We start from the raw sequence: 18,704 nt of genomic DNA, 5'->3' as shown, positions 1-18,704 counted from the left end.
AGATTGTTAGTTTTTAATGGAATTAATTTAGAAGAATACTTCGCGCAAAAATACGAAAAAGGATTTTTTATGGTTAACGATATAAGAGGTCGCGGGATTTTAAGTGACGAAATTAACGAGTTAACGGTACCTCACCGCCCAGGTTCATATTTTTTAAGTAAAAGGACTCCCAAGAGAGTATTAGAAGTAGATTTCTCTCTTAAGGGGGTCTCTCTTTTTGAACTAAGGAAACGGATAGATGAATTAAATGGTTTATTAGATACAGAAGAACCTGTAAAAATTACCTTCACCGACGAGCCAGATATTGTGTATTACGGGATTAAGGAATCTGTAGCGGAGACTTTAGAAAAATCTAATATTCATCAAGCAACTATTACACTAATATGTCCAATGCCATATAAGTTAGGAAAAGAGCAAACCGTTGAATTTAAAAAAGACGTTAACGGGTTAGTTGCTAATATCCAAAATAAAGGAACAGTTCATTCTAATCCTATCATTGAAATTGATATTACAAAGCCAAACACTTTTTTAGATGTATGGTTCGGCGGGGTATCCTTAAGTGATCGAGATTATTTTCGTATTGGTATGCCACTAAAAACTGTGGAAAAGCCCGTAGAAAGGAATCAACGTATAGTATGGGATGAAATGGCTACTACGGTCGGATGGAGTAAAGTCAGCTCAATGGAAGATGGGGAACCGGTTGGTGAAATGAAATCAGATAAATATCAATTTTATTGTTCCGATTTTGGGGCTGGAACGGGAAAAGGATGGCACGGTGCAGCTGTTAAAAAAAGTATCCCTGGTGGCCCAGTACAAGATTTTATTATGCAAGCCTATGTTACATGTAAGAGTAAAAAGATTAACGAAATGGGACGGGTTGAGATAGCGATACTCGATGAAAATAGCAAAGTTATCTCGAAAATTGCTATGAATGATCTTTATTGGCAGGCTGAACAAAATTTTGGAACGATGGTAATTGGATATGATAATAAGCCAGGAAAAACAGGCTTGATCTATGAGAGTGGCGATTACCCGAATACATGGAATCAGTATTTTGGTAGGTTGTGGATCGCTAGAACCGGTAATGATTGGGAGGCTTATATTTCAAAATTTCTTCCTGGAACAGAAAAAGATGATTCAGAGCGCTTTGCAAGATGGACCGATAAAGACAATAAACATATGGAAAAAGCAGCTCAAATACAGATTAGTATCATGCAGTGGCAAGATGTTCCGCCAGTAGAAGCGATGTCAGTTTCTGATTTGAAATTTTGGAAAGTGAATTTAAATAATCAAAATACACCGCCTTATATATTCGATGTTGGTGACAAAGTCGTGATTGATACAGAAAGCAGTCATGTCAGTATTGAAGGGAAAAACGCTATTAACATAAAAGATATTTTTAGTAATTTCCCTGTTATCAATAAAGGTATTAATACACTTGAAATTATGCCATCTGATATCGGAACAGCAAAAGTTAAATATAGGGAGCGATTTAGATGAGAACACCAAGCGGATTACTTCATGTTGTTGATTTTAAAACAGATCAAATTCTATCCGCTATTCAACCAAAGGACTACTGGGAAGATAAACGTCATTGGGAAATCAAGAATAATATTGATATGCTAGAGTTCAAAACTTTTGACGGCACTCCACATGCAGTTACATTACAGCAGCAGAACTTAGTTTTAAAGGAAGTGCGTGATGGTCGCATTGTTCCATATGTTATCAATAATGAAGTAGAAAAAGACTCTGATGATAGATCGCTCACTATACATGCTTCTGGTGCCTGGGTTCAAATAGCTAAAGATGGGATTATTAAACCTCAACGGATAGAGAGCGAAACAGTTAATACGTTTATTGATATCGCTCTTGCCGATTCAAAATGGCAACGTGGAATAACTGATTATTCTTCATTCCACACGATGACGATCGATGAATTCATCGATCCCCTCACTTTTTTAAAGAAAATTGCGGCTTTGTTTGAGTTGGAAATACAATATCGTGTTGAAGTATCTGGTTCTCGAATTACTGGATGGTACGTTGATATGATAAAGAAACGAGGAAGAGAAACAGGGAAGGAAATAACTCTGGGAAAAGACTTAGTAGGCGTTAGACGTATTGAACATTCCAGAGATATTTGTACGGCCTTAGTCGGATTTGTACGGGGCGAAGGTGACAAACTTATCACAATTGAGAGCATCAATAAAGGACTTCTTTATATTACAGATAGTGATGCCTTTCAACGCTGGAATGCGCATGGTAAACATAAATTTGGTTTCTACACTCCAGAAACAGAAGACCAAAATATGACATCACAACGATTACTGACTTTGATGAAAACGGAATTAAAGAAGCGTGTCAATACTTCAGTTTCTTATGAAGTAGAAGCACAATCGATTGGACGTATTTTTGGTCTAGCACATGAACTAATTAATGAGGGCGATACAATCCGAATCAAGGATACAGGCTTCACGCCTAAGTTATACCTTGAAGCACGTGTGATTGCTGGTGATGAATCTTTTACAGATCCTACACAAGATAAATATGTGTTTGGTGATTATTGTGAAATTACTGATCCAAATGAAGAACTACGAAAGATATACAATCGTATTCTTAGTTCACTGGGAAGTAAGCAAGAACTGATAGATCAGTTAGATAAATTAGTGAAAGATGCAAATGAAACAGCTAGTGATGCTAAGAAAGAATCCGAAGCAGCGAAAACATTGGCTGAAAAAGTGCAAGAGAATCTTAAAAATAACACGGTAGAAATCATTGAAGCTAAAAATCCACCAACAACAGGACTTAAACCTTATAAAACACTTTGGCGTGATATTAGTAATGGGAAGCCTGGTATTTTAAAAATATGGACAGGTGCAGCGTGGGAATCGGTTGTTCCTGATCCAGAAACTATCAAGGAAGAAACACTAGCGCAGGTTAATAAGGATATCGAATCTACAAAAACAGAATTAAACAAAAAGGTTCAAGAAGCACAAAATCAAGCTACAGGACAATTCAACGAAGTACAGGAAGGGTTACAAGGTGTCAGTCGTACAATTTCTAATATTGAAAATAAACAAGGTGAAATTGATAAGAAAGTAACTCAGTTTGAACAGGATTCTAATGGATTTAAAACTTCTATTGAATCGTTAACAAAAAAAGATAATGATATCAGCAATAAATTAAATACAGTCGAACAAACTGTAGAAGGTACAAAGAAGACTATTTCTGATGTGCAGCAAACAACAAGTGAGCTTAAGAAAACAACTACTGAAATAGAAGAAAAAGCTGGGAAAATCAGTGAGAAGTTAACGAGTGTAGAAACAAAGGTTAATAGTGATAAATCTGGTGGACGTAACCTTGTATTAAAATCAAATGTTAAATATGAAAAAACAGACTATCTAATCAATCAATATTCTCTAACTGAAAATTTCGTTGCGGGTGAGGAATATACCTTTGTAATTAAAGGGAGTGTCCCACAGGGGCAGAAATTTGGAATTTGGCAGAATGGCGGGTCTAGCAATGTTGGATATGCAACAAGTGTTTACGCGAATGGAATAACGTATGTAACCTTCAAAGCAGTTGCAACTACAAGTGGAAATGAACGAAAGTTAAGCTTATATAACTATCCGAGTGGTACTACGAAATCTATTGTGGAATGGGTTGCCTTGTATAAAGGGAATAAGCCGCAAGATTGGACAGCACCGCCTGAAGAACAGGTAACAACGGATGAGTTCACTCAGAAAACAACTGAAATCGCAAAAAGCGTGGATGGAATTAAAGAAACAATTACAAAAGTAGAAAACAATCAAAGTGGATTTGATAAGCGTGTTGCTACTGTAGAAAAAGATGCAACTACCATTAAACAAAATGTCTCTTTAATACAAAATACACAGACAGAACAAGGAAGACAATTACAAGAGGCGAAAGCTGGATGGGAAAATACTGCGAAAGCACTGGAAGGTAAAGTTGAGCTTAAACAAGTAGAGGATTATGTTGCTGGGTTTAAGATTCCAGAGTTGAAGCAAACAGTTAATCAGAATAAACAAGATTTATTAGATGAATTGGCTAACAAACTTGCAACTGAACAATTTAACCAGAAGATGACTTTAATTGATAACCGTTTCACTATCAATGAACTGGGCATCAATGCTGCAGCAAAAAAGACAGAAGTATATACAATAGAACAAGCAAATGGACAATTTGCAAAAGATTCTTATGTAAGAGATATGGAAACCCGTCTTCAGTTAACTGAAAAGGGCGTTAGTATATCTGTAAAAGAAAATGATGTAATCGCAGCATTTAATATGAGTAAAGAAAACATTACTTTGAATGCGAACAGAATTAACTTAAAAGGTTTTATTACAGCAAGTCATATTAAAGGACAAGTTTTAGAAGGGGTAACACTTAAAACGAGTGGAAATAGATTTGTTGAAATAAATAAGCAAGACATGAAAATTTTTGATTTAGATAGACCGCGTGGCTATATAGGATTTATGGAAACAACTGATGGAAGTATCCAACCGTCATTCGTACTTGGCTCTGATAATAGAAAATTCGCTGGCGCAGGTTCGTTCTATATTTATCAAACGACTCCACGAATTAATGGCGTTGAAGAACCATCTAAAGCTTGGGCTACACTTGGAATATCTAAAGGAAACAATGCGGAAGGGAATAGTAGATGGTCATCATTTATCCAAATGCAAAATGATGGTGGACATCTGTATGCATATGCAGACGGAAGATTATATTTTGATAATTTGAATGACATTGTTTTTAACTCAGTGGGATGGGCGCGGGGATACGGAAAGTTTATAGTGACGACCACAGAGCCACATTATTTTAAAAATGACTATGGTGAGTTTCATTTTGATAGAAAAAGTACTGGTAACAGTATATACTTTGCCAATGGCGTTAATGATCATGATTTAAACATGGGAAGATTAATGCTAAGAGCAAGTCTCGTATCAGGCTATGATATGAGTTTACAAATTAAAGATGTGTATGGTAATGGATGGCGAGATATAGAGTTAAGAACACTGCGAGCTAAAGAAAATATATCTGCTTCAGGGCGTATGTGGGCGCAAGAATTTATCCCTAATTCTTCTCGTACGCTTAAAACGGACATAGAAGACCTTCCATTCTCCGCTTTAGATAAAATAAACTCTGTAAACATCAAACAGTATCACTTTATAAGAGATGTCGAACGCTTCGAGTCAGGGGAGTCTATTACACTTCCAATTTATTACGGTATGATTGGAGAGGACTCTGACGATGTATTCACCACACCAGAGAAAGACGCTGTACTACTTTATAGCTCGGTTGCAATTTCTATTCAAGCAATACAAGAAGTTGACTTTAAAGTTAAAAATCTTCAATTTGACCACGGTATGTGGAAGCAGGAAGTTGACACTCTTAAAGAACAACTTGAAGCAGAAAAACTTGAGAAAGTTTCAATGAAAGCTGAAATTGATGAATTAAAGGTATTAGTACAAAAATTAATAAATGAAAAGCCAGAGCAGCCATAAGCTGGTCTTTTTTTATTTTGCACAAAGTACGGCCTTGATAAAAAATGACTTTCATATATTCACAGTGAGAAGGGTTGTCTCATAGTATGTAGAGATTGCTTTATATAGATTCTAGAGGGATGTGAATATATGGAAGATGTTTATGCAAAGATTGATAGACTTAAATCAGAACAGAAAGAAATTATGCGTGATATTCGTAATATAGAAACTCGTACAACCATTAATGAAAAAGACATTTCAACAATTAATAAACAATTAGAAAAAATTAGCACAAATACAACTTGGATCTTAAGAATTGTGATTAGTGCAATAGTGATGGCAGTTCTAGGGTTAATATTAAAAGGCGGTATTTAGACTGTTTGTTTAAATGCACTTATGAAAGAGGGACAAGAGTCTCTCTTTTTATTTTGAAATGGGGTGGTCAAAATGGAAGGGTTACAAGATGTAAGAAACGATGTTCAAGAAATTAAACAAGAGATCAAGGACATTCGTTTAGAGATTAAAGGGTTAGAAATACGAACAACAGGTAACGAGAAAGATATTGATAATATCAACAAGCAGTTAGATAAAATCAGCGCCAATACTACCTGGATTTTACGACTTATTGTCGGTGGAATTGTTGGAGCAGCTCTCACTTTCTTTTTGAAAGGAGGTGGTATGTAATGTTTGAAATTACTGTAATGATTGGAATTGTAGTAGGTCTTTCACAGATTGGAAAAACAATTGGATTACAAACAAAATATGTTCCGTTACTAAATTTAACGCTTGGCATTATGCTAGGCGTTTTATTTATGGGCGGAGATATCAAAACAAATGTATTCCAGGGAATCATCATTGGACTATCAGCAAGTGGATTATTTGACCATACAAAAATTATGAAAAAGGATGTTGATGCTAAATGAAAAAGACAATGAAACATATTACCTCGTTACTTATGATTCTAGTACTTGCTGGTTCTTTTGCTACAAGTGCTTTTGCTGATAGAACGCTTATTATTCCTGATTTACCGAAACAACCATACCGTTATGGTGTAGGTGCTTATGAGGGGGTTGTAGCACATTCTACAGCAACTCCAGAAGCTCCAGCTATTAATATTCAAAAATATGAGTCTCGAACATGGAGAAATGCATTTGTTCACTATGCAGTCGATTGGGACGAAACAATCCAAATTGCTGATACAAAATACATTGCTTATGGTGGCGGTCCTGCTGCTAATAAACGATTTGTACATGTAGAGTTATGCGAAACAGCGGATTATACAAAATTTAACCGCAGCTATGACAAATATGTTAAGTTACTAGCTAAAATCTTACGTGACCGTGGGCTATCTGTAGAAAAAGGATTATGGACACATAGTGATGTAACTCATTACCTTGGTGGTACAGATCATGAAGATCCAATTGATTACTTAAAGTCTCATGGCGTTTCAGAAGCTCAATTTAGAGCAGACGTACAACGAGCATACAATAATTCTAGCGTGGATGTTTCTGTCCCTGAAAAGCCATATAAACCAGCAGAAGTACCCACAGCAGTAACAGACGGTATCGCCTATATTGAAGGTTACAACGTTAACTTACGTAAAGGACCAGGTACAAGCTATTCTAAAATTCGTCAACTAAACAAACCAGAATCTTATATTGTGTGGGCGGAAAAGGATGGCTGGTTAAATCTTGGTGGAGATCAGTGGATTAAAAATGATTCATCTTATGTGAAGTTTAATAAGAAAAGCACAGTAGATTCTTCTATTGTTGGAAAGCGCGTTGTTTCAAAAGTTAACAATCTACGTTTCTATAACGCTCCATCTTGGCAGGATAAAGATGTTGCTGGCTCTGTAGATGCTGGATTAGGATTTACAATTGATGCAAAAATAAATGTAAATGGTTCACCGCAATATAAAGTGCATAATTCACGTGGACAAGTATTCTATATTACAGCTAGTCCAATATATGTGAAAGTAAGCTAAAAGTAGGCTCCTATATAGGAGCCTACTTTTTTATTTTGGGAATATTTTGTGATATGATTTTATTTGTATATAAAAAGATGGTAGCGATGGATTTGAGGGGGATACCGTGAATAAAATACAGATTGAACAATTTACAGAACTAATTTCTACACACAACACAGGATTAATTATAGGTAATGGATTTAGTATGAATTTTGACAGCTGTTTTAGAGGGATTTATGATTCTTTAAAAGAAGGTAACATTGCTTTGAATAAGTTAGGGGAATTTACAATTTCCCCCACAGCTTACTTAGATACAAGAATAATAATTACTCAGAATTATAAAAATGTAGTGAAGTATGTCCGTAATTTTAACCAAAAACAACTAGAGAAAATTTTTGAAGATGCTGTGGATTTTGCAGGATTTATTACTACGAATTCTAAGATTAATAATTTTCTAGAACATAATAGACATTTGAATAAATCTAAAGTGGCACCGAATATGTTAGAGGTAACGAAAGGGATATACGAAATTGGCAGTAAAAAAGGATTCAAATCTGTTAATGTCGAGAATTGGCCAACGCTTATATGGTTGTACCATCTTATAGAAAATTTACCTGAATTTAAAAAATACAAACAAAAAAGTAATCGTTTCATAAAGCTACTGAGAAAAGGATGGGAGAAAAGCGTAATGCCTCATGGGCAAGAGACGAACGTGATGTATAAAACAAGGTATAATGGTTTTTCTATATATTATCGCCTACTTATGATTACAATTATCTTTGGGAATGGAAAAGCTATTGATATTAATAAATTAGAAAAAATAAATGACATTGACCAAGATTCTATAAAGCAATGGCTGGCAGGGTTTAAAGAACTATTTAGTTTGAATTATGATTTAATTCTGGAACAAACTACTAATCGATCTGTTACATATTTACACGGACATTTTCAAAATAAGTTACAAGGTTTTACATATCATCAGTCATACGCTTTAAAACATGGTAATGATAAGTACTATACAAATGACATAATATTAGGTGACTATACTACCACAAAAATGTTAGACGGTATTATGCATTCAATTGTATTGGGAAAACAAGCGTTAACTCAGCCGAGGGTTGATGCTTTAGAAATACTATCTTATAAAATGCGGTGCTCTGAAATTAGTCATATTGTTTTCTTTGGAGTTCATCCGGAGAATGACTATCATATTTTGAGTGGGTTATATTACCACTTTTTAAATACGAATGTAGATAATCCAGCAATAACCTACTGTTACTATAATGAAAACGAAATAGAAGATTTTACGAATACTTTATACCATGTTGTAAATTCAATTTATAGGGACAAAGATTTTATTAATTCTATTTCTTTATCGTTTGTAGATTCAAAAGAGATTGTTAATAAGTATTTCTATATAAATAACCCGTCCATTAATCCAGCATCAACCTCTATAAGATAAAAGCAGACCTTACTTTAGGTCTGCTTTTATCTTTGCCTAGTTAAGACGTATTATTTAGTTTGTTTTTCTATTTTTCTTGTAATAATTACTTTAACTCCTAAGTATTTTTCATATACTTCACTAAATAAATCTTCTTTTTTCTCTGTTCCATAATATTCATTCCGAACATATAAAACGGATTTTTTCTTTCTCAAAATAACTCCACCCTTTCATCATTAAACTACTTGTTATATGCAGGATGTTCCCAATAATCTTTTACGACGCTAGGGATATTATTATGATCAAAGTTTTTAAAGTTAATTTTGTCTAAGCTCTCGCGATCTATGTTCATTTTCATTACAGGATCGCTCTTTTTATTTCCATATGTATCTGTTAGCTCAGTTTTCCATACAAAAATAACCTTTTGGATTTCTTTTTCTTTAGATAACTTTTTTAATATATTGGTAGTCCCGTTCCATGTAAGAACTTTATCGTTAGCGTTTTTTAAGTTAAGTAATACCACTTTATTGTTTGGATCTGGTAAATCGAAGTTTTTAGTTACTTCAACTGATTCTACGTCGTCTATTCCAATGGTCTTTTTAACAATTTTTTTGATATTTTTGTTAAATTCTTTCTCTTTATTTTCTTCCTTTATTTTTTCTTTTTCCTGAGCTTTTTGTTCTTTTTCTTGTTGCTTTCTCTGTTTCTCAGTTTCTTTTTCCGCTTGCTTTTTAGCTTTTTCCTCGTCCTTTTGTGTTGCCTCTAGAGAAGCCACTTCGTTATTTTGTGGCGTACAGCCAGAAGCGAATAATAACGATGTTCCAAAAAACACTACCCCTAATGTATTGAACCAATTAATTCTCATTTTCTCCCTCCTATGATAGTGTATTGCAAGGTTATTGTATCAAATAACAATAAGAATTTATTTATTTATTTAATATTTGTAAGAAAAAAAGACGCTAATTATGCGTCTTTTTCATGTTTTATAACATCTTTAATACCATAAACTTTTTCTATTCCTTGATCAGTCGCTAACTTATTTAATGTATCAAGTATTGCTTGTAATGTATCTATACGTATAGAACTAACATTACCGTTTACTAAATCACTAATTGTATTATGGCGGATTTTTGCTTCTACAGCTAATTTATTTTTAGTTACACCTATCTCATGTAACGTCTGTCCCAATGTAAATATCATATGTATTCTCCTCCGATACACAACCATCTTATCTCGTATTCTAACACAATTACACAAAAAATAGTAAACTTTTCTAGGTTACCTATTGACGTTCAACTAATCGAGTTATATATTTAACTTAATTAGTTGAACTTTTTAGGTTGAAAGGGGACGGAAATGAAAACTCTTAATAACTATTTCGGTTTAGAAACAAAATCTGATTGTATTTGGTTTTATGGTTTTTATACTGTGGCTTCGGTTTTATTCGTTATTAATATGCTTATAGCTCACGTGCTATAAGCTCTTTCTTTAACTAAATATCGGACAACCTCCAGCCTCGTGAATATTCTTATTCGAAAAAACAGATATACACGAGGTCTAGTTTCTTATTGTCTTTTTTAGGTAACTAAGAGGAGGATCCACACGAGGAATGACCTAACACTCGTTAAACTTGAACAGGTTAGCTAAGCCAACGTCAGAAAGTTAAGCGTCCTAACGAATAACGTTTCCTTGTTTGCGTTGTTAGGAGTCTAGGCGAGTACGGCCATTAACGGTACGGCGGTTGCTTGGCGTGTTACGGCACGGGTAGCAGCTGATAATGAAAGAATTATAGGTTACGAGTAATGAAGGATACGCCAGTAGTGCATTTTCTTTCCTGATTCTTTCTGCAGATAGGACAAGCTTTATCTGTAAAAAGTCAGCTGTGTAAGAGATTACAGCGTTTAAACAGGGTGTTACTATACGGATTCCTTAACCCGATAGACCATGATTGACAGAACGTCTACTTTACGACGCTTTTTATTTTTGAAGCGTTGTAAGGTAGTCATTCTCTGCCCTAGCCGTTGTCCTGTACCCTCATCCCATGATTGCCCGTCGAAAGCAAAAGTCAAGTGTAAAAAGAAAAATAAAGATAAAGATTTATTAAGGCTGGAGGGGGAGGAATTACTCCTCGATGGTCCAGATCTCCTCAATTGGTTTACCTAATACCTTTGCGATTCGAGCAGCTACAGGCAGTGTAGGTAATCCACCTTTTATGAGATTCGTCATAGCAGCATTACTTATACCTACTTGTTTTGCAATAAAACCGTATTTGATACCGTTACTATCTAATATTTCCTTCAAATGACTCTGCATAAATACAACTCCTTATAAAAAATTCTACTTGTACTTTTTATATTTTTAATGTGGACTTGCAAAATCCTTCTTTCTAGGTCATATACCTATACCAATGCCACATTAATACCACGAGGAATACCAAGTGGAAAAAAGGACATCAAGAAGGGAAAGGTGAGGAACAATGAGACCTGGATATAAGTATTTAAATCGCATGCAACTGTATCCGTCACAAACACTTTACAACATGTACGCAGATGCAAATGACTATGGTGAAGTACGATGTTTGTACAATCACATTGCAAATCACAATATGTTACAAAATCCAAACTACGTTGATATCGTTGACTTATTAGGAGAAGAAGAGCCTTATGGTCCGTATAACGAAATAGGGATTCAGAAAAGGATTGATGCATACTTAGAGGACTGTAAACAGTGGAGGGATGAGCGATGAGGTGGCAATATGATTACTTGAATGACACGCCGTATCTGTATCCTTCTAAAGAACTGAGAAGCATGTATAAAGAGTCCAGGGGTAAAGGTGAAGTAAACTCTATTCTAAAACATATGGAAAGACACGAGGTATCTAACAACAAAGAGTACCGCGGTTACTACAGCTTATCTAACGATATTATGGAAAATCTATACGGGGAAGAGGAAGAAATTCTTGAATGGGATGAAATGGTTAATCAGTATCAACCGATTCTCACGTCAAAAGGATTACAACTAAAAAGAAAGAGGGAATCGATATGACACTTGCTGGGGAAGTTGTAGTAATTTGGACAGCGACAGGGGTGTCTGTAGTGGCACTGAAGGTAGCTGAGAAAATGGGGATGAGTGTTCCACATTGGCTTCCACGTATGACGACGTATACAACTCTTACCGGCTCGTTTTTGTATCTTCTACGTTATGTGCTAATGGTGTTTCTTTGAAGGAATGGAACCTGGAATCATGGGGCACCTTGTTATATAAGAAAAACAACTTGTATGTAAATCTTCCAGTAAAGAGCAACTATATCCTTTAAGGATATATAAGGAGTGAACCCCTATGCTTGAATTGTTATTAATACCTGCAGTTTCGCTCGGGTACGCTTTGCTAAATGATAGTTTAAAAGGTAAAGAGGATGATAGAAAGAAGATACAAGTATTCTTTGAAGTAAGTGGAATTGCAATTAGGAAGGATGAAAAATTACATTATCCGGTTTTTCTCGAAAGAAAAGAAGATGATCGTAGTACGACTTATGTATATAAACTCCCGTTAGGGATGCCATCTAAATTAATACAAAAGGTTGAGGATGTTGTAAGTGAAGGATTAAATAAGCCTGTACGTATCAAATACGATAACTACAAGATAATGATTCGGGTATTCAGTAAACGTATCCCACAAAAGTGGTGTTGGGATGAGGGGCTAGTAAAAAAAGGTGAATGGCAAGTACCGATGGGGCAAAGCCTCGAGAAGTTAATTTATCATGACTTCGATAAAACTCCTCATATGGTACTAGGTGGTCTTACACGAATGGGGAAAACAGTATTTATGAAAGTACTACTTACTACTTTGATTGAGGCGAACCCTGAAAATGCTCACGTATATTTAATTGATTTAAAGGAAAAGGGATTAGAATTTAGTGAGTTTAGCGGCTTAAAGCAGGTGGTGGAAGTGGCTGACTCTGTAGAAAAAGCACATCAAGTACTAAAACAAATAATGAAAAAAATCGAAGAGCGTGGAAAATTCATGAAGGAAAATGGTTACAAAAATATTGTTGAAACAAAAGAAAAAGATCGGTATTTCGTTATTGTTGATGAGGGTGCCGTACTTGCTCCGGCCAAAGGATTACCACGTCCCATTAATAAAATTAGAGAAGAGTGTCAGTACATACTTAGTTATATAGCGACTGTATCGGGCGGCTTAGGATTTCGTTTGATTTTAGCTACACAGTATCCTACAGTCACATCAATTCCATCAGTAGTAAAGCAGATGTCTGATGCGAAGTTAGGTTTTCGGCTACCAACATATAAGGCATCTGAGGTTGTTCTTGATGAATCGGGACTAGAAACATTGCCGTCCTTACCTGGTAGAGCTATTTATAAAACTGATCGACTAACTGAGCTGCAGGTACCGTTTATTAGCGATGAAATGATGTGGGAACATCTAAAACAATACGAGGTGAAAAAAGATGAACATCCAGACACATATCAAAATAAACCGTCAGATGACGATTCTGACCTCGATTAGAAAGCTGAAATTCGCAACACGTAGGCATCTAATGGCGGTGCACGATATGGGAGGGGTTCGTAACGCGAATCGTATTTTAAAAGACCTCAGTCCTTATGTAAATAACACAGTGTACCAAAAAGAGTACGTGTATTATTTAAATAAAAAGGGCCGTGAACTGTTCGACGATACTGAGAAGATTGTACCAAATAGTCGACTAGCACACAGCTTAATGAGAAATGAAGCGTGGCTCTATCTGTTTTGTCCCGACGACTGGCAGATAGAAACACCTATACGTTATAAAATAGATGATAAAAAGAAGACAATTATTCCTGATGTGAAGTTCAGGGATGGAGAAGGTACACTAAATGCTGTTGAAATAGATCGTACGCAAATGATGATTGTGAACGCTGAAAAGATGATCAGGTATAGGGAATTTTCGTTATACTACAAAAACAAATACAACGGAAAAATACCTCTCATTCATTTCTTTACTATGACAGAATACAGACAAAAAAAGCTGGAGCAACTTGCAGCTAAATACGATGTGTATGCGAAAGTTTATGTGGTTCCAGGTGTTTCATGATGAAAAATTACTGGACTCGTGTAAACATTTTAGGGTGTAATAACCGGTTGTGGATTAACGGCGAAAGTGGTGCGGTTTATCAAAGTAAAAGAGACAGTAAACGATGGATGTGGCGAAACAATATTATCGATGCACCGGATCTGGATAGTGCTGAAAAGGTTATAAGGTTACTGGATTTACAGCCTGAAACGCACAGAAAGTTGTTTAGTGGTCTAATTACAAGGAAGAGGTGATTCACCTATGAATTTATTACCACCTCCACAAATCAATCCAATCAATAAGGATGCTGTAATTGATGACTTGAAAAGACGATTAGCAGCAACTGAATTCCAGCGCGATCACTATGAACATTTATACTGGGAATTAAATAGGGAAGCTTATAAATATTGGTGCGAATTGAATTCTAAAAAAGCATTGGATTCAAAGTAGAAATGAGGAGGGGAATTATATGACTTCTATCAAAGTTAACGGTGAATATATAGCTCCAAAAGGAAGCACGATTTGCGAATGGTGTAAACGTACACTAAAAAAAGGAGAATGGGTAAAAAATAATTTTGAATACGGTATCTTTCATGAAGAATGTCACGATGAGTACATGGCGAACGAATTTCCATATGATTACGGTAGATGGGGAAATGATATTACAGAGGAAGATGTAGACTAAAACCTTAGAACCCTAACAGTAATAATACTTATATATTATTACTAATAATATACTCTATATATAATATATATTTATAAGTTATATATTTATATTATATATATAAGGTATATTTTTTATAGAGGGGGTTCTTTTTTGTTTTTGTTTTTACTAGATGTTGTTGTGTATTGTTTACCCCCTCCTAAATTTTTGAGATTTATATATTTTTATTTTGACGACTGTAGAAAGTCGTCTTTTTACATTGGTAATAGATTGCCAGTATATCCGGAGGGCTATATACTGTAGTCATAAGAATTTAGTAAGAGGATGAGGTGTGTACGAATTGAAATATGCTGTATATGTACGTGTATCAACGGATAGAGACGAACAAGTTTCATCGATTGAGAATCAAATTGATATTTGTAGATACTGGATCGAAAAAAACGGGTATGAGTGGGATGAAAATTCAATTTATAAAGACGAAGCTGTATCTGGAACGGCGTGGTTAGAAAGACATGCGATGCAGTTGATTTTAGAGAAGGTTCGAAGAAAAGAATTAGATACGGTTGTTTTTAAGTCTATCCACCGATTAGGGCGGGATTTAAGAGATGCATTAGAAATTAAGGAGATACTTTTAGGACATGGTGTTCGTTTAGTGACAATTGAAGAAGGTTACGACAGTTATTATGAGGGGAAAAACGACTTAAAATTTGAGATGTATGCCATGTTCGCATCCCAATTACCTAAGACAGTATCCGTATCCGTATCAGCAGCGTTAGCTGCTAAAGTAAGAAGAGGTGAGTATACCGGGGGGATAGTGCCATATGGATATAAAATTGTAGATCAAAAATATACGATTAATGAGGAAGAAGCTGAACTTGTTAGGAAGATGTACGAATTATACGACAATGGATTAGGTTACATGAAGATTGCAGACGCAATAAACGATATGGGGGTACCATCAAGAACTGGAAAGTTGTGGGCCTATCCAAGTATACGAGCGATAATTACAAATGCTGCATATAAAGGTGATTATATAATGCAGAAGTATGCAGAAGTAAAAGTAGATGGAAGAAAAAAGATGATTATAAATCCTAAAGAAAAATGGGTAGTATTTGAAAATCATCATCCGGCTATAATTACGCGGGATCTATGGGATAGAGTAAATAATTCAAAAACAGATAAAAAAACAAAACGTCGTGTAGCAATAAAAAACGAATTAAGAGGGCTAGCCTGTTGTGCTCATTGTAGGACACCGTTAGCCTTACAACAAAGAATGTATAAAAATAAAGAAGGGGAGACACGTTATTATTGTTATTTAATATGCGGTAGGTATAAGAGAATGGGGGCGCGTGGATGTGTCAAACACTCTGGACTACAGTATAGTGATTTACGCTTGTTTGTACTACAAAAATTAAAAGAAAAAGAAAATGACTTGGAAAAGGTATTTAACTTAAATGACACAGATAAACATCAAGAAAAGCAGAAGAAATTAAGAAAAGAAAAGAAAGAACTAGAGATAAAAAGGGAACGCTTATTAGATTTGTATTTAGACGGTGGACCGATTGATAAAGAAACCTTTACTAAACGAGATAAAAATTTTGAAAAAATTATAAAAGAAAAAGAGTTAGAAATATTAAAATTAGATGATGTTAAGACCTTAGTAGTTGAGCAGCAGAAAGTGAAAGAAGCATTCGAATTGCTGGAGAAGTCCGAAGACCTGTATTCAACTTTTAAAAAATTGATTACAAGAATAGAAGTAAGTCAAGATGGTGTGATAAACATCGTATATAGATTTGAAGAATAATATTTTTATCCTTATTGACATATGAGGAAGTGGGTATAGTGGGAAGAAAGGACAAAATTTAAATCCGTACGGTCCGATCACATTCGATACTTCAGGATCAAGTTCAGGATCTGCTACAGTAGTTGCGGCAGATTTTGCACCGCTTGCAATCGGAACAGAAACGACGGGATCGATTGTTGCACCCGCGGCGCAGCAATCAGTAGTTGGGTTACGTCCATCTTTAGGTATGGTAAGCAGAACAGGAATTATTCCGTTAGCTGAAACTCTTGATACAGCAGGACCTATGGCAAGAACGGTAAAAGATGCAGCAACGTTATTTAATGCAATGATAGGTTATGACGAAAAAGATGTTATGACAGAAAAAATGAAAGATAAAGAAAGAATTGATTATACAAAGGATTTATCAATAGATGGATTAAAAGGGAAAAAGATAGGACTTCTTTTTTCTGTAGACCAACAAGATGAAAATAGAAAAGCAGTAGCAGAAAAAATTAGAAAAGACCTTCAAGATGCAGGTGCGATATTAACTGATAATATCCAGTTAAGTGCTGAGGGTGTAGATAATTTGCAAACATTAGAATATGAGTTCAAGCATAATGTAAACGACTATCTTTCACAGCAAAAGAATGTACCGGTAAAATCGTTAGAAGAGATTATAGCGTTTAATAAAAAGGATAGTAAAAGACGAATAAAATACGGACAAACATTAATTGAGGGGTCTGAAAAATCTGCTATAACGAAAGAAGAGTTTGAAAACGTAGTGCAAACGAGTCAAGAAAATGCAAGAAAAGAGCTAGATAGGTATTTAGTAGAAAAAGGTTTGGATGCTCTAGTTATGATTAATAACGATGAAGTTCTTCTATCAGCTGTAGCTGGTTATCCGGAATTAGCGGTTCCTGCTGGATATGATAAAAATGGAGAACCAATCGGTGTAGTGTTTGTAGGGAAACAGTTTGGTGAAAGAGAGCTTTTCAATATTGGATATGCGTATGAACAGCAGTCTAAAAATAGAAAATCGCCTAGTTTATAAAAGATTATATGAAAAATAACTGGAATCCACCGAAATTATGTTGGTGGATTCCAGTTAAACGAATCTAACAATATGAAAAGAAAAAAAGGATTCTTCTCAATTAGTAAGAAAGATTGTCTATAGGAGTTCATAAAATGTAATATATTCAATTTCCATCCATTGAAGGGGGAGGTTAATTCTTAATGAATGAAGTAAAGAGTTTTTTTCGAAGTAGAGGGTTTCAACGGTTTCTCGTTTTAATAATAGTAGCGCTTGTATTATACGCATTAAAAAGTATGATTAATTTAATATTAATTACGTTTATACTGACGTTTTTAATGGATCGATTTCAACGTTTTATTTCAAGAAAATTGAAAGTAAACCGGAAAATTGTTATTGCATGTTTATATATAATACTAGTTTCCTTTATAGGCACAACGTTATATAAATATTTACCTGTGCTGACGATACAAATTTCACAATTAATTTATCAATTTAAACTATTTTTTCAAAATCCACCTGATAATGAAATCGTTAAATATGCACTTTCGACAATTAATGGGATGGAAGTATCAAAATATATAGAACAAGGTGTAGACGTCATATATCAATCAATAGCAAATATAGGGAAGGTAAGTTTACAAATATTATTATCTCTAATTTTAAGCTTATTTTTCTTATTAGAAAAAGAGCGTATTATTACATTTACATCTAAGTTTAAAGATAGTAAGTTAAAAATCTTTTATGAGGAAATTGCATATTTTGGTGAAAGATTTGCAAGATCGTTCGGAAAAGTAATTGAAGCTCAGTTTTTAATTGCCGTTGTAAATTGTATTCTTACTGTCATTGCATTAATTGTTTTAGGATTTCCACAGCTACTCGTATTAGCTGTTATGGTTTTCTTACTAGGGTTGATTCCTGTTGCAGGTGTGATTATTTCTTTGTTTCCACTTTGTATCATTGCTTACAACGTAGGCGGAGTTATGTACGTAGTATACATACTCGTGTTCATAACAGTAATCCATGCTCTTGAAAGTTATTTTTTAAATCCGAAGTTTATGTCTGCAAAAACAAATTTACCAATCTTTTATACATTTATGATTCTTATCTTCTCAGAGCATTTCCTTGGAATATGGGGGCTTATTATCGGGATACCAATCTTTATCTTTTTATTAGATGTACTTGATATAAATAATGAGGATGCGACTAAAAAATAAGAAATGATAGAAAATCATTAAAAAGTCATAG

21 protein-coding genes and 1 pseudogene are annotated in these 18,704 nt (G+C 34.7%); 18 read left to right on the top strand and 4 right to left on the bottom strand.

The genetic code is table 11. The features are described from left to right. The first annotated feature begins 3 nt into the window (after positions 1 to 3). The 7 genes from C4S65_RS28850 (at position 4) to C4S65_RS28820 (ending at position 8,932) form a co-directional block, all read left to right on the top strand. The gene (locus tag C4S65_RS28850; protein ID WP_103945709.1) at positions 4 to 1,500 is read left to right on the top strand and encodes a distal tail protein Dit; all 1,497 of its coding nucleotides are present in this window, start codon (positions 4 to 6) and stop codon (positions 1,498 to 1,500) included. After that, positions 1,497 to 5,525 carry a phage tail spike protein gene (locus C4S65_RS28845; RefSeq protein WP_103945708.1) on the top strand — a complete coding sequence of 1,343 codons (4,029 nt, stop codon included), beginning with the start codon at positions 1,497 to 1,499 and terminating at the stop codon, positions 5,523 to 5,525. Before C4S65_RS28850 ends, C4S65_RS28845 begins: the two co-directional genes overlap by 4 nt. A gap of 129 nt (positions 5,526 to 5,654) precedes the next feature. Continuing rightward, positions 5,655 to 5,879 (top strand): hemolysin XhlA family protein, encoded by a 225-nt coding sequence (locus C4S65_RS28840; RefSeq protein WP_000390459.1) that lies wholly within the window; start codon positions 5,655 to 5,657, stop codon positions 5,877 to 5,879. Positions 5,880 to 5,951: 72 nt separating this feature from the next. After that, positions 5,952 to 6,188 (top strand): hemolysin XhlA family protein, encoded by a 237-nt coding sequence (locus C4S65_RS28835; protein ID WP_000398730.1) that lies wholly within the window; start codon positions 5,952 to 5,954, stop codon positions 6,186 to 6,188. Further along, complete coding sequence (locus C4S65_RS28830; RefSeq protein ID WP_000461723.1) at positions 6,188 to 6,427, top strand: hypothetical protein; 240 nt, start codon at positions 6,188 to 6,190, stop codon at positions 6,425 to 6,427. Before C4S65_RS28835 ends, C4S65_RS28830 begins: the two co-directional genes overlap by 1 nt. Further along, the gene (locus C4S65_RS28825) at positions 6,424 to 7,488 is read left to right on the top strand and encodes an N-acetylmuramoyl-L-alanine amidase (RefSeq protein WP_103945707.1); all 1,065 of its coding nucleotides are present in this window, start codon (positions 6,424 to 6,426) and stop codon (positions 7,486 to 7,488) included. Before C4S65_RS28830 ends, C4S65_RS28825 begins: the two co-directional genes overlap by 4 nt. A 106-nt stretch (positions 7,489 to 7,594) precedes the next feature. Further along, a complete protein-coding gene (locus tag C4S65_RS28820) occupies positions 7,595 to 8,932 on the top strand; it encodes a hypothetical protein (RefSeq protein ID WP_103945706.1) in 1,338 nt (445 codons plus the stop codon). A gap of 50 nt (positions 8,933 to 8,982) precedes the next feature. On the opposite strand, the gene C4S65_RS34710 is transcribed toward C4S65_RS28820, so the two are convergent. The 3 genes from C4S65_RS34710 to C4S65_RS28810 form a co-directional block, all read right to left on the bottom strand. Further along, positions 8,983 to 9,126, bottom strand: a complete 144-nt coding sequence (locus C4S65_RS34710; RefSeq protein WP_165365630.1) for a hypothetical protein — start codon at positions 9,124 to 9,126, stop codon at positions 8,983 to 8,985. A gap of 26 nt (positions 9,127 to 9,152) precedes the next feature. Then, positions 9,153 to 9,776, bottom strand: a complete 624-nt coding sequence (locus tag C4S65_RS28815; RefSeq protein ID WP_103945705.1) for a hypothetical protein — start codon at positions 9,774 to 9,776, stop codon at positions 9,153 to 9,155. A gap of 98 nt (positions 9,777 to 9,874) precedes the next feature. After that, a complete protein-coding gene (locus C4S65_RS28810; RefSeq protein WP_033697010.1) occupies positions 9,875 to 10,111 on the bottom strand; it encodes a helix-turn-helix transcriptional regulator in 237 nt (78 codons plus the stop codon). A gap of 156 nt (positions 10,112 to 10,267) precedes the next feature. Here C4S65_RS28810 and C4S65_RS34125 point away from each other — a divergent pair, with 156 nt between their 5' ends. After that, positions 10,268 to 10,390: a DUF3961 domain-containing protein gene (locus C4S65_RS34125; RefSeq protein WP_129542594.1), complete on the top strand. Its 123-nt coding sequence runs from the start codon at positions 10,268 to 10,270 to the stop codon at positions 10,388 to 10,390. Positions 10,391 to 11,032: 642 nt separating this feature from the next. Here C4S65_RS34125 and C4S65_RS28805 read toward each other — a convergent pair. After that, positions 11,033 to 11,224: a helix-turn-helix transcriptional regulator gene (locus C4S65_RS28805; protein ID WP_044797551.1), complete on the bottom strand. Its 192-nt coding sequence runs from the start codon at positions 11,222 to 11,224 to the stop codon at positions 11,033 to 11,035. A 163-nt stretch (positions 11,225 to 11,387) separates the two neighbouring features. Between C4S65_RS28805 and C4S65_RS28800 the strand changes: the two genes are divergently transcribed. From C4S65_RS28800 to C4S65_RS28750, 10 genes and pseudogenes are all read left to right on the top strand, one after another. Beyond that, positions 11,388 to 11,657: a hypothetical protein gene (locus C4S65_RS28800; protein ID WP_030025229.1), complete on the top strand. Its 270-nt coding sequence runs from the start codon at positions 11,388 to 11,390 to the stop codon at positions 11,655 to 11,657. Further along, entirely contained in the window at positions 11,654 to 11,956 is a 303-nt protein-coding gene (locus C4S65_RS28795) for a hypothetical protein (RefSeq protein WP_103945704.1), read from the top strand. The genes C4S65_RS28800 and C4S65_RS28795 overlap by 4 nt, the downstream gene beginning before the upstream one ends. Then, the gene (locus C4S65_RS28790; RefSeq protein WP_103945703.1) at positions 11,953 to 12,135 is read left to right on the top strand and encodes a hypothetical protein; all 183 of its coding nucleotides are present in this window, start codon (positions 11,953 to 11,955) and stop codon (positions 12,133 to 12,135) included. The genes C4S65_RS28795 and C4S65_RS28790 overlap by 4 nt, the downstream gene beginning before the upstream one ends. A 115-nt stretch (positions 12,136 to 12,250) precedes the next feature. Then, positions 12,251 to 13,435 carry an FtsK/SpoIIIE domain-containing protein gene (locus tag C4S65_RS28785; RefSeq protein ID WP_103945702.1) on the top strand — a complete coding sequence of 395 codons (1,185 nt, stop codon included), beginning with the start codon at positions 12,251 to 12,253 and terminating at the stop codon, positions 13,433 to 13,435. Next, a complete protein-coding gene (locus C4S65_RS28780) occupies positions 13,377 to 14,000 on the top strand; it encodes a replication-relaxation family protein (RefSeq protein WP_103945701.1) in 624 nt (207 codons plus the stop codon). Before C4S65_RS28785 ends, C4S65_RS28780 begins: the two co-directional genes overlap by 59 nt. A gap of 240 nt (positions 14,001 to 14,240) precedes the next feature. Then, positions 14,241 to 14,429, top strand: coding sequence for a hypothetical protein (locus tag C4S65_RS28770; protein ID WP_103945700.1), 189 nt, complete (start codon positions 14,241 to 14,243; stop codon positions 14,427 to 14,429). A gap of 19 nt (positions 14,430 to 14,448) precedes the next feature. After that, positions 14,449 to 14,664, top strand: coding sequence for a hypothetical protein (locus C4S65_RS28765; RefSeq protein WP_000200736.1), 216 nt, complete (start codon positions 14,449 to 14,451; stop codon positions 14,662 to 14,664). A 310-nt stretch (positions 14,665 to 14,974) separates the two neighbouring features. Beyond that, positions 14,975 to 16,447: a recombinase family protein gene (locus C4S65_RS28760; protein ID WP_000273126.1), complete on the top strand. Its 1,473-nt coding sequence runs from the start codon at positions 14,975 to 14,977 to the stop codon at positions 16,445 to 16,447. Positions 16,448 to 16,475: 28 nt separating this feature from the next. Beyond that, positions 16,476 to 17,477: pseudogene (locus C4S65_RS28755) on the top strand (amidase family protein); the annotation flags it as partial. Between the two features lie 182 nt (positions 17,478 to 17,659). Further along, complete coding sequence (locus C4S65_RS28750) at positions 17,660 to 18,673, top strand: AI-2E family transporter (protein ID WP_001006600.1); 1,014 nt, start codon at positions 17,660 to 17,662, stop codon at positions 18,671 to 18,673. The last annotated feature ends 31 nt before the right edge of the window (positions 18,674 to 18,704 follow it).

Source organism: Bacillus sp. ok061, assembly GCF_900108285.1.
Taxonomy (GTDB): Bacteria; Bacillota; Bacilli; order Bacillales; family Bacillaceae_G; genus Bacillus_A; species Bacillus_A thuringiensis_S.
The sequence above is the reverse complement of the archived record's forward strand: the minus strand, read 5'-3'. Positions and strand labels throughout refer to the sequence as shown.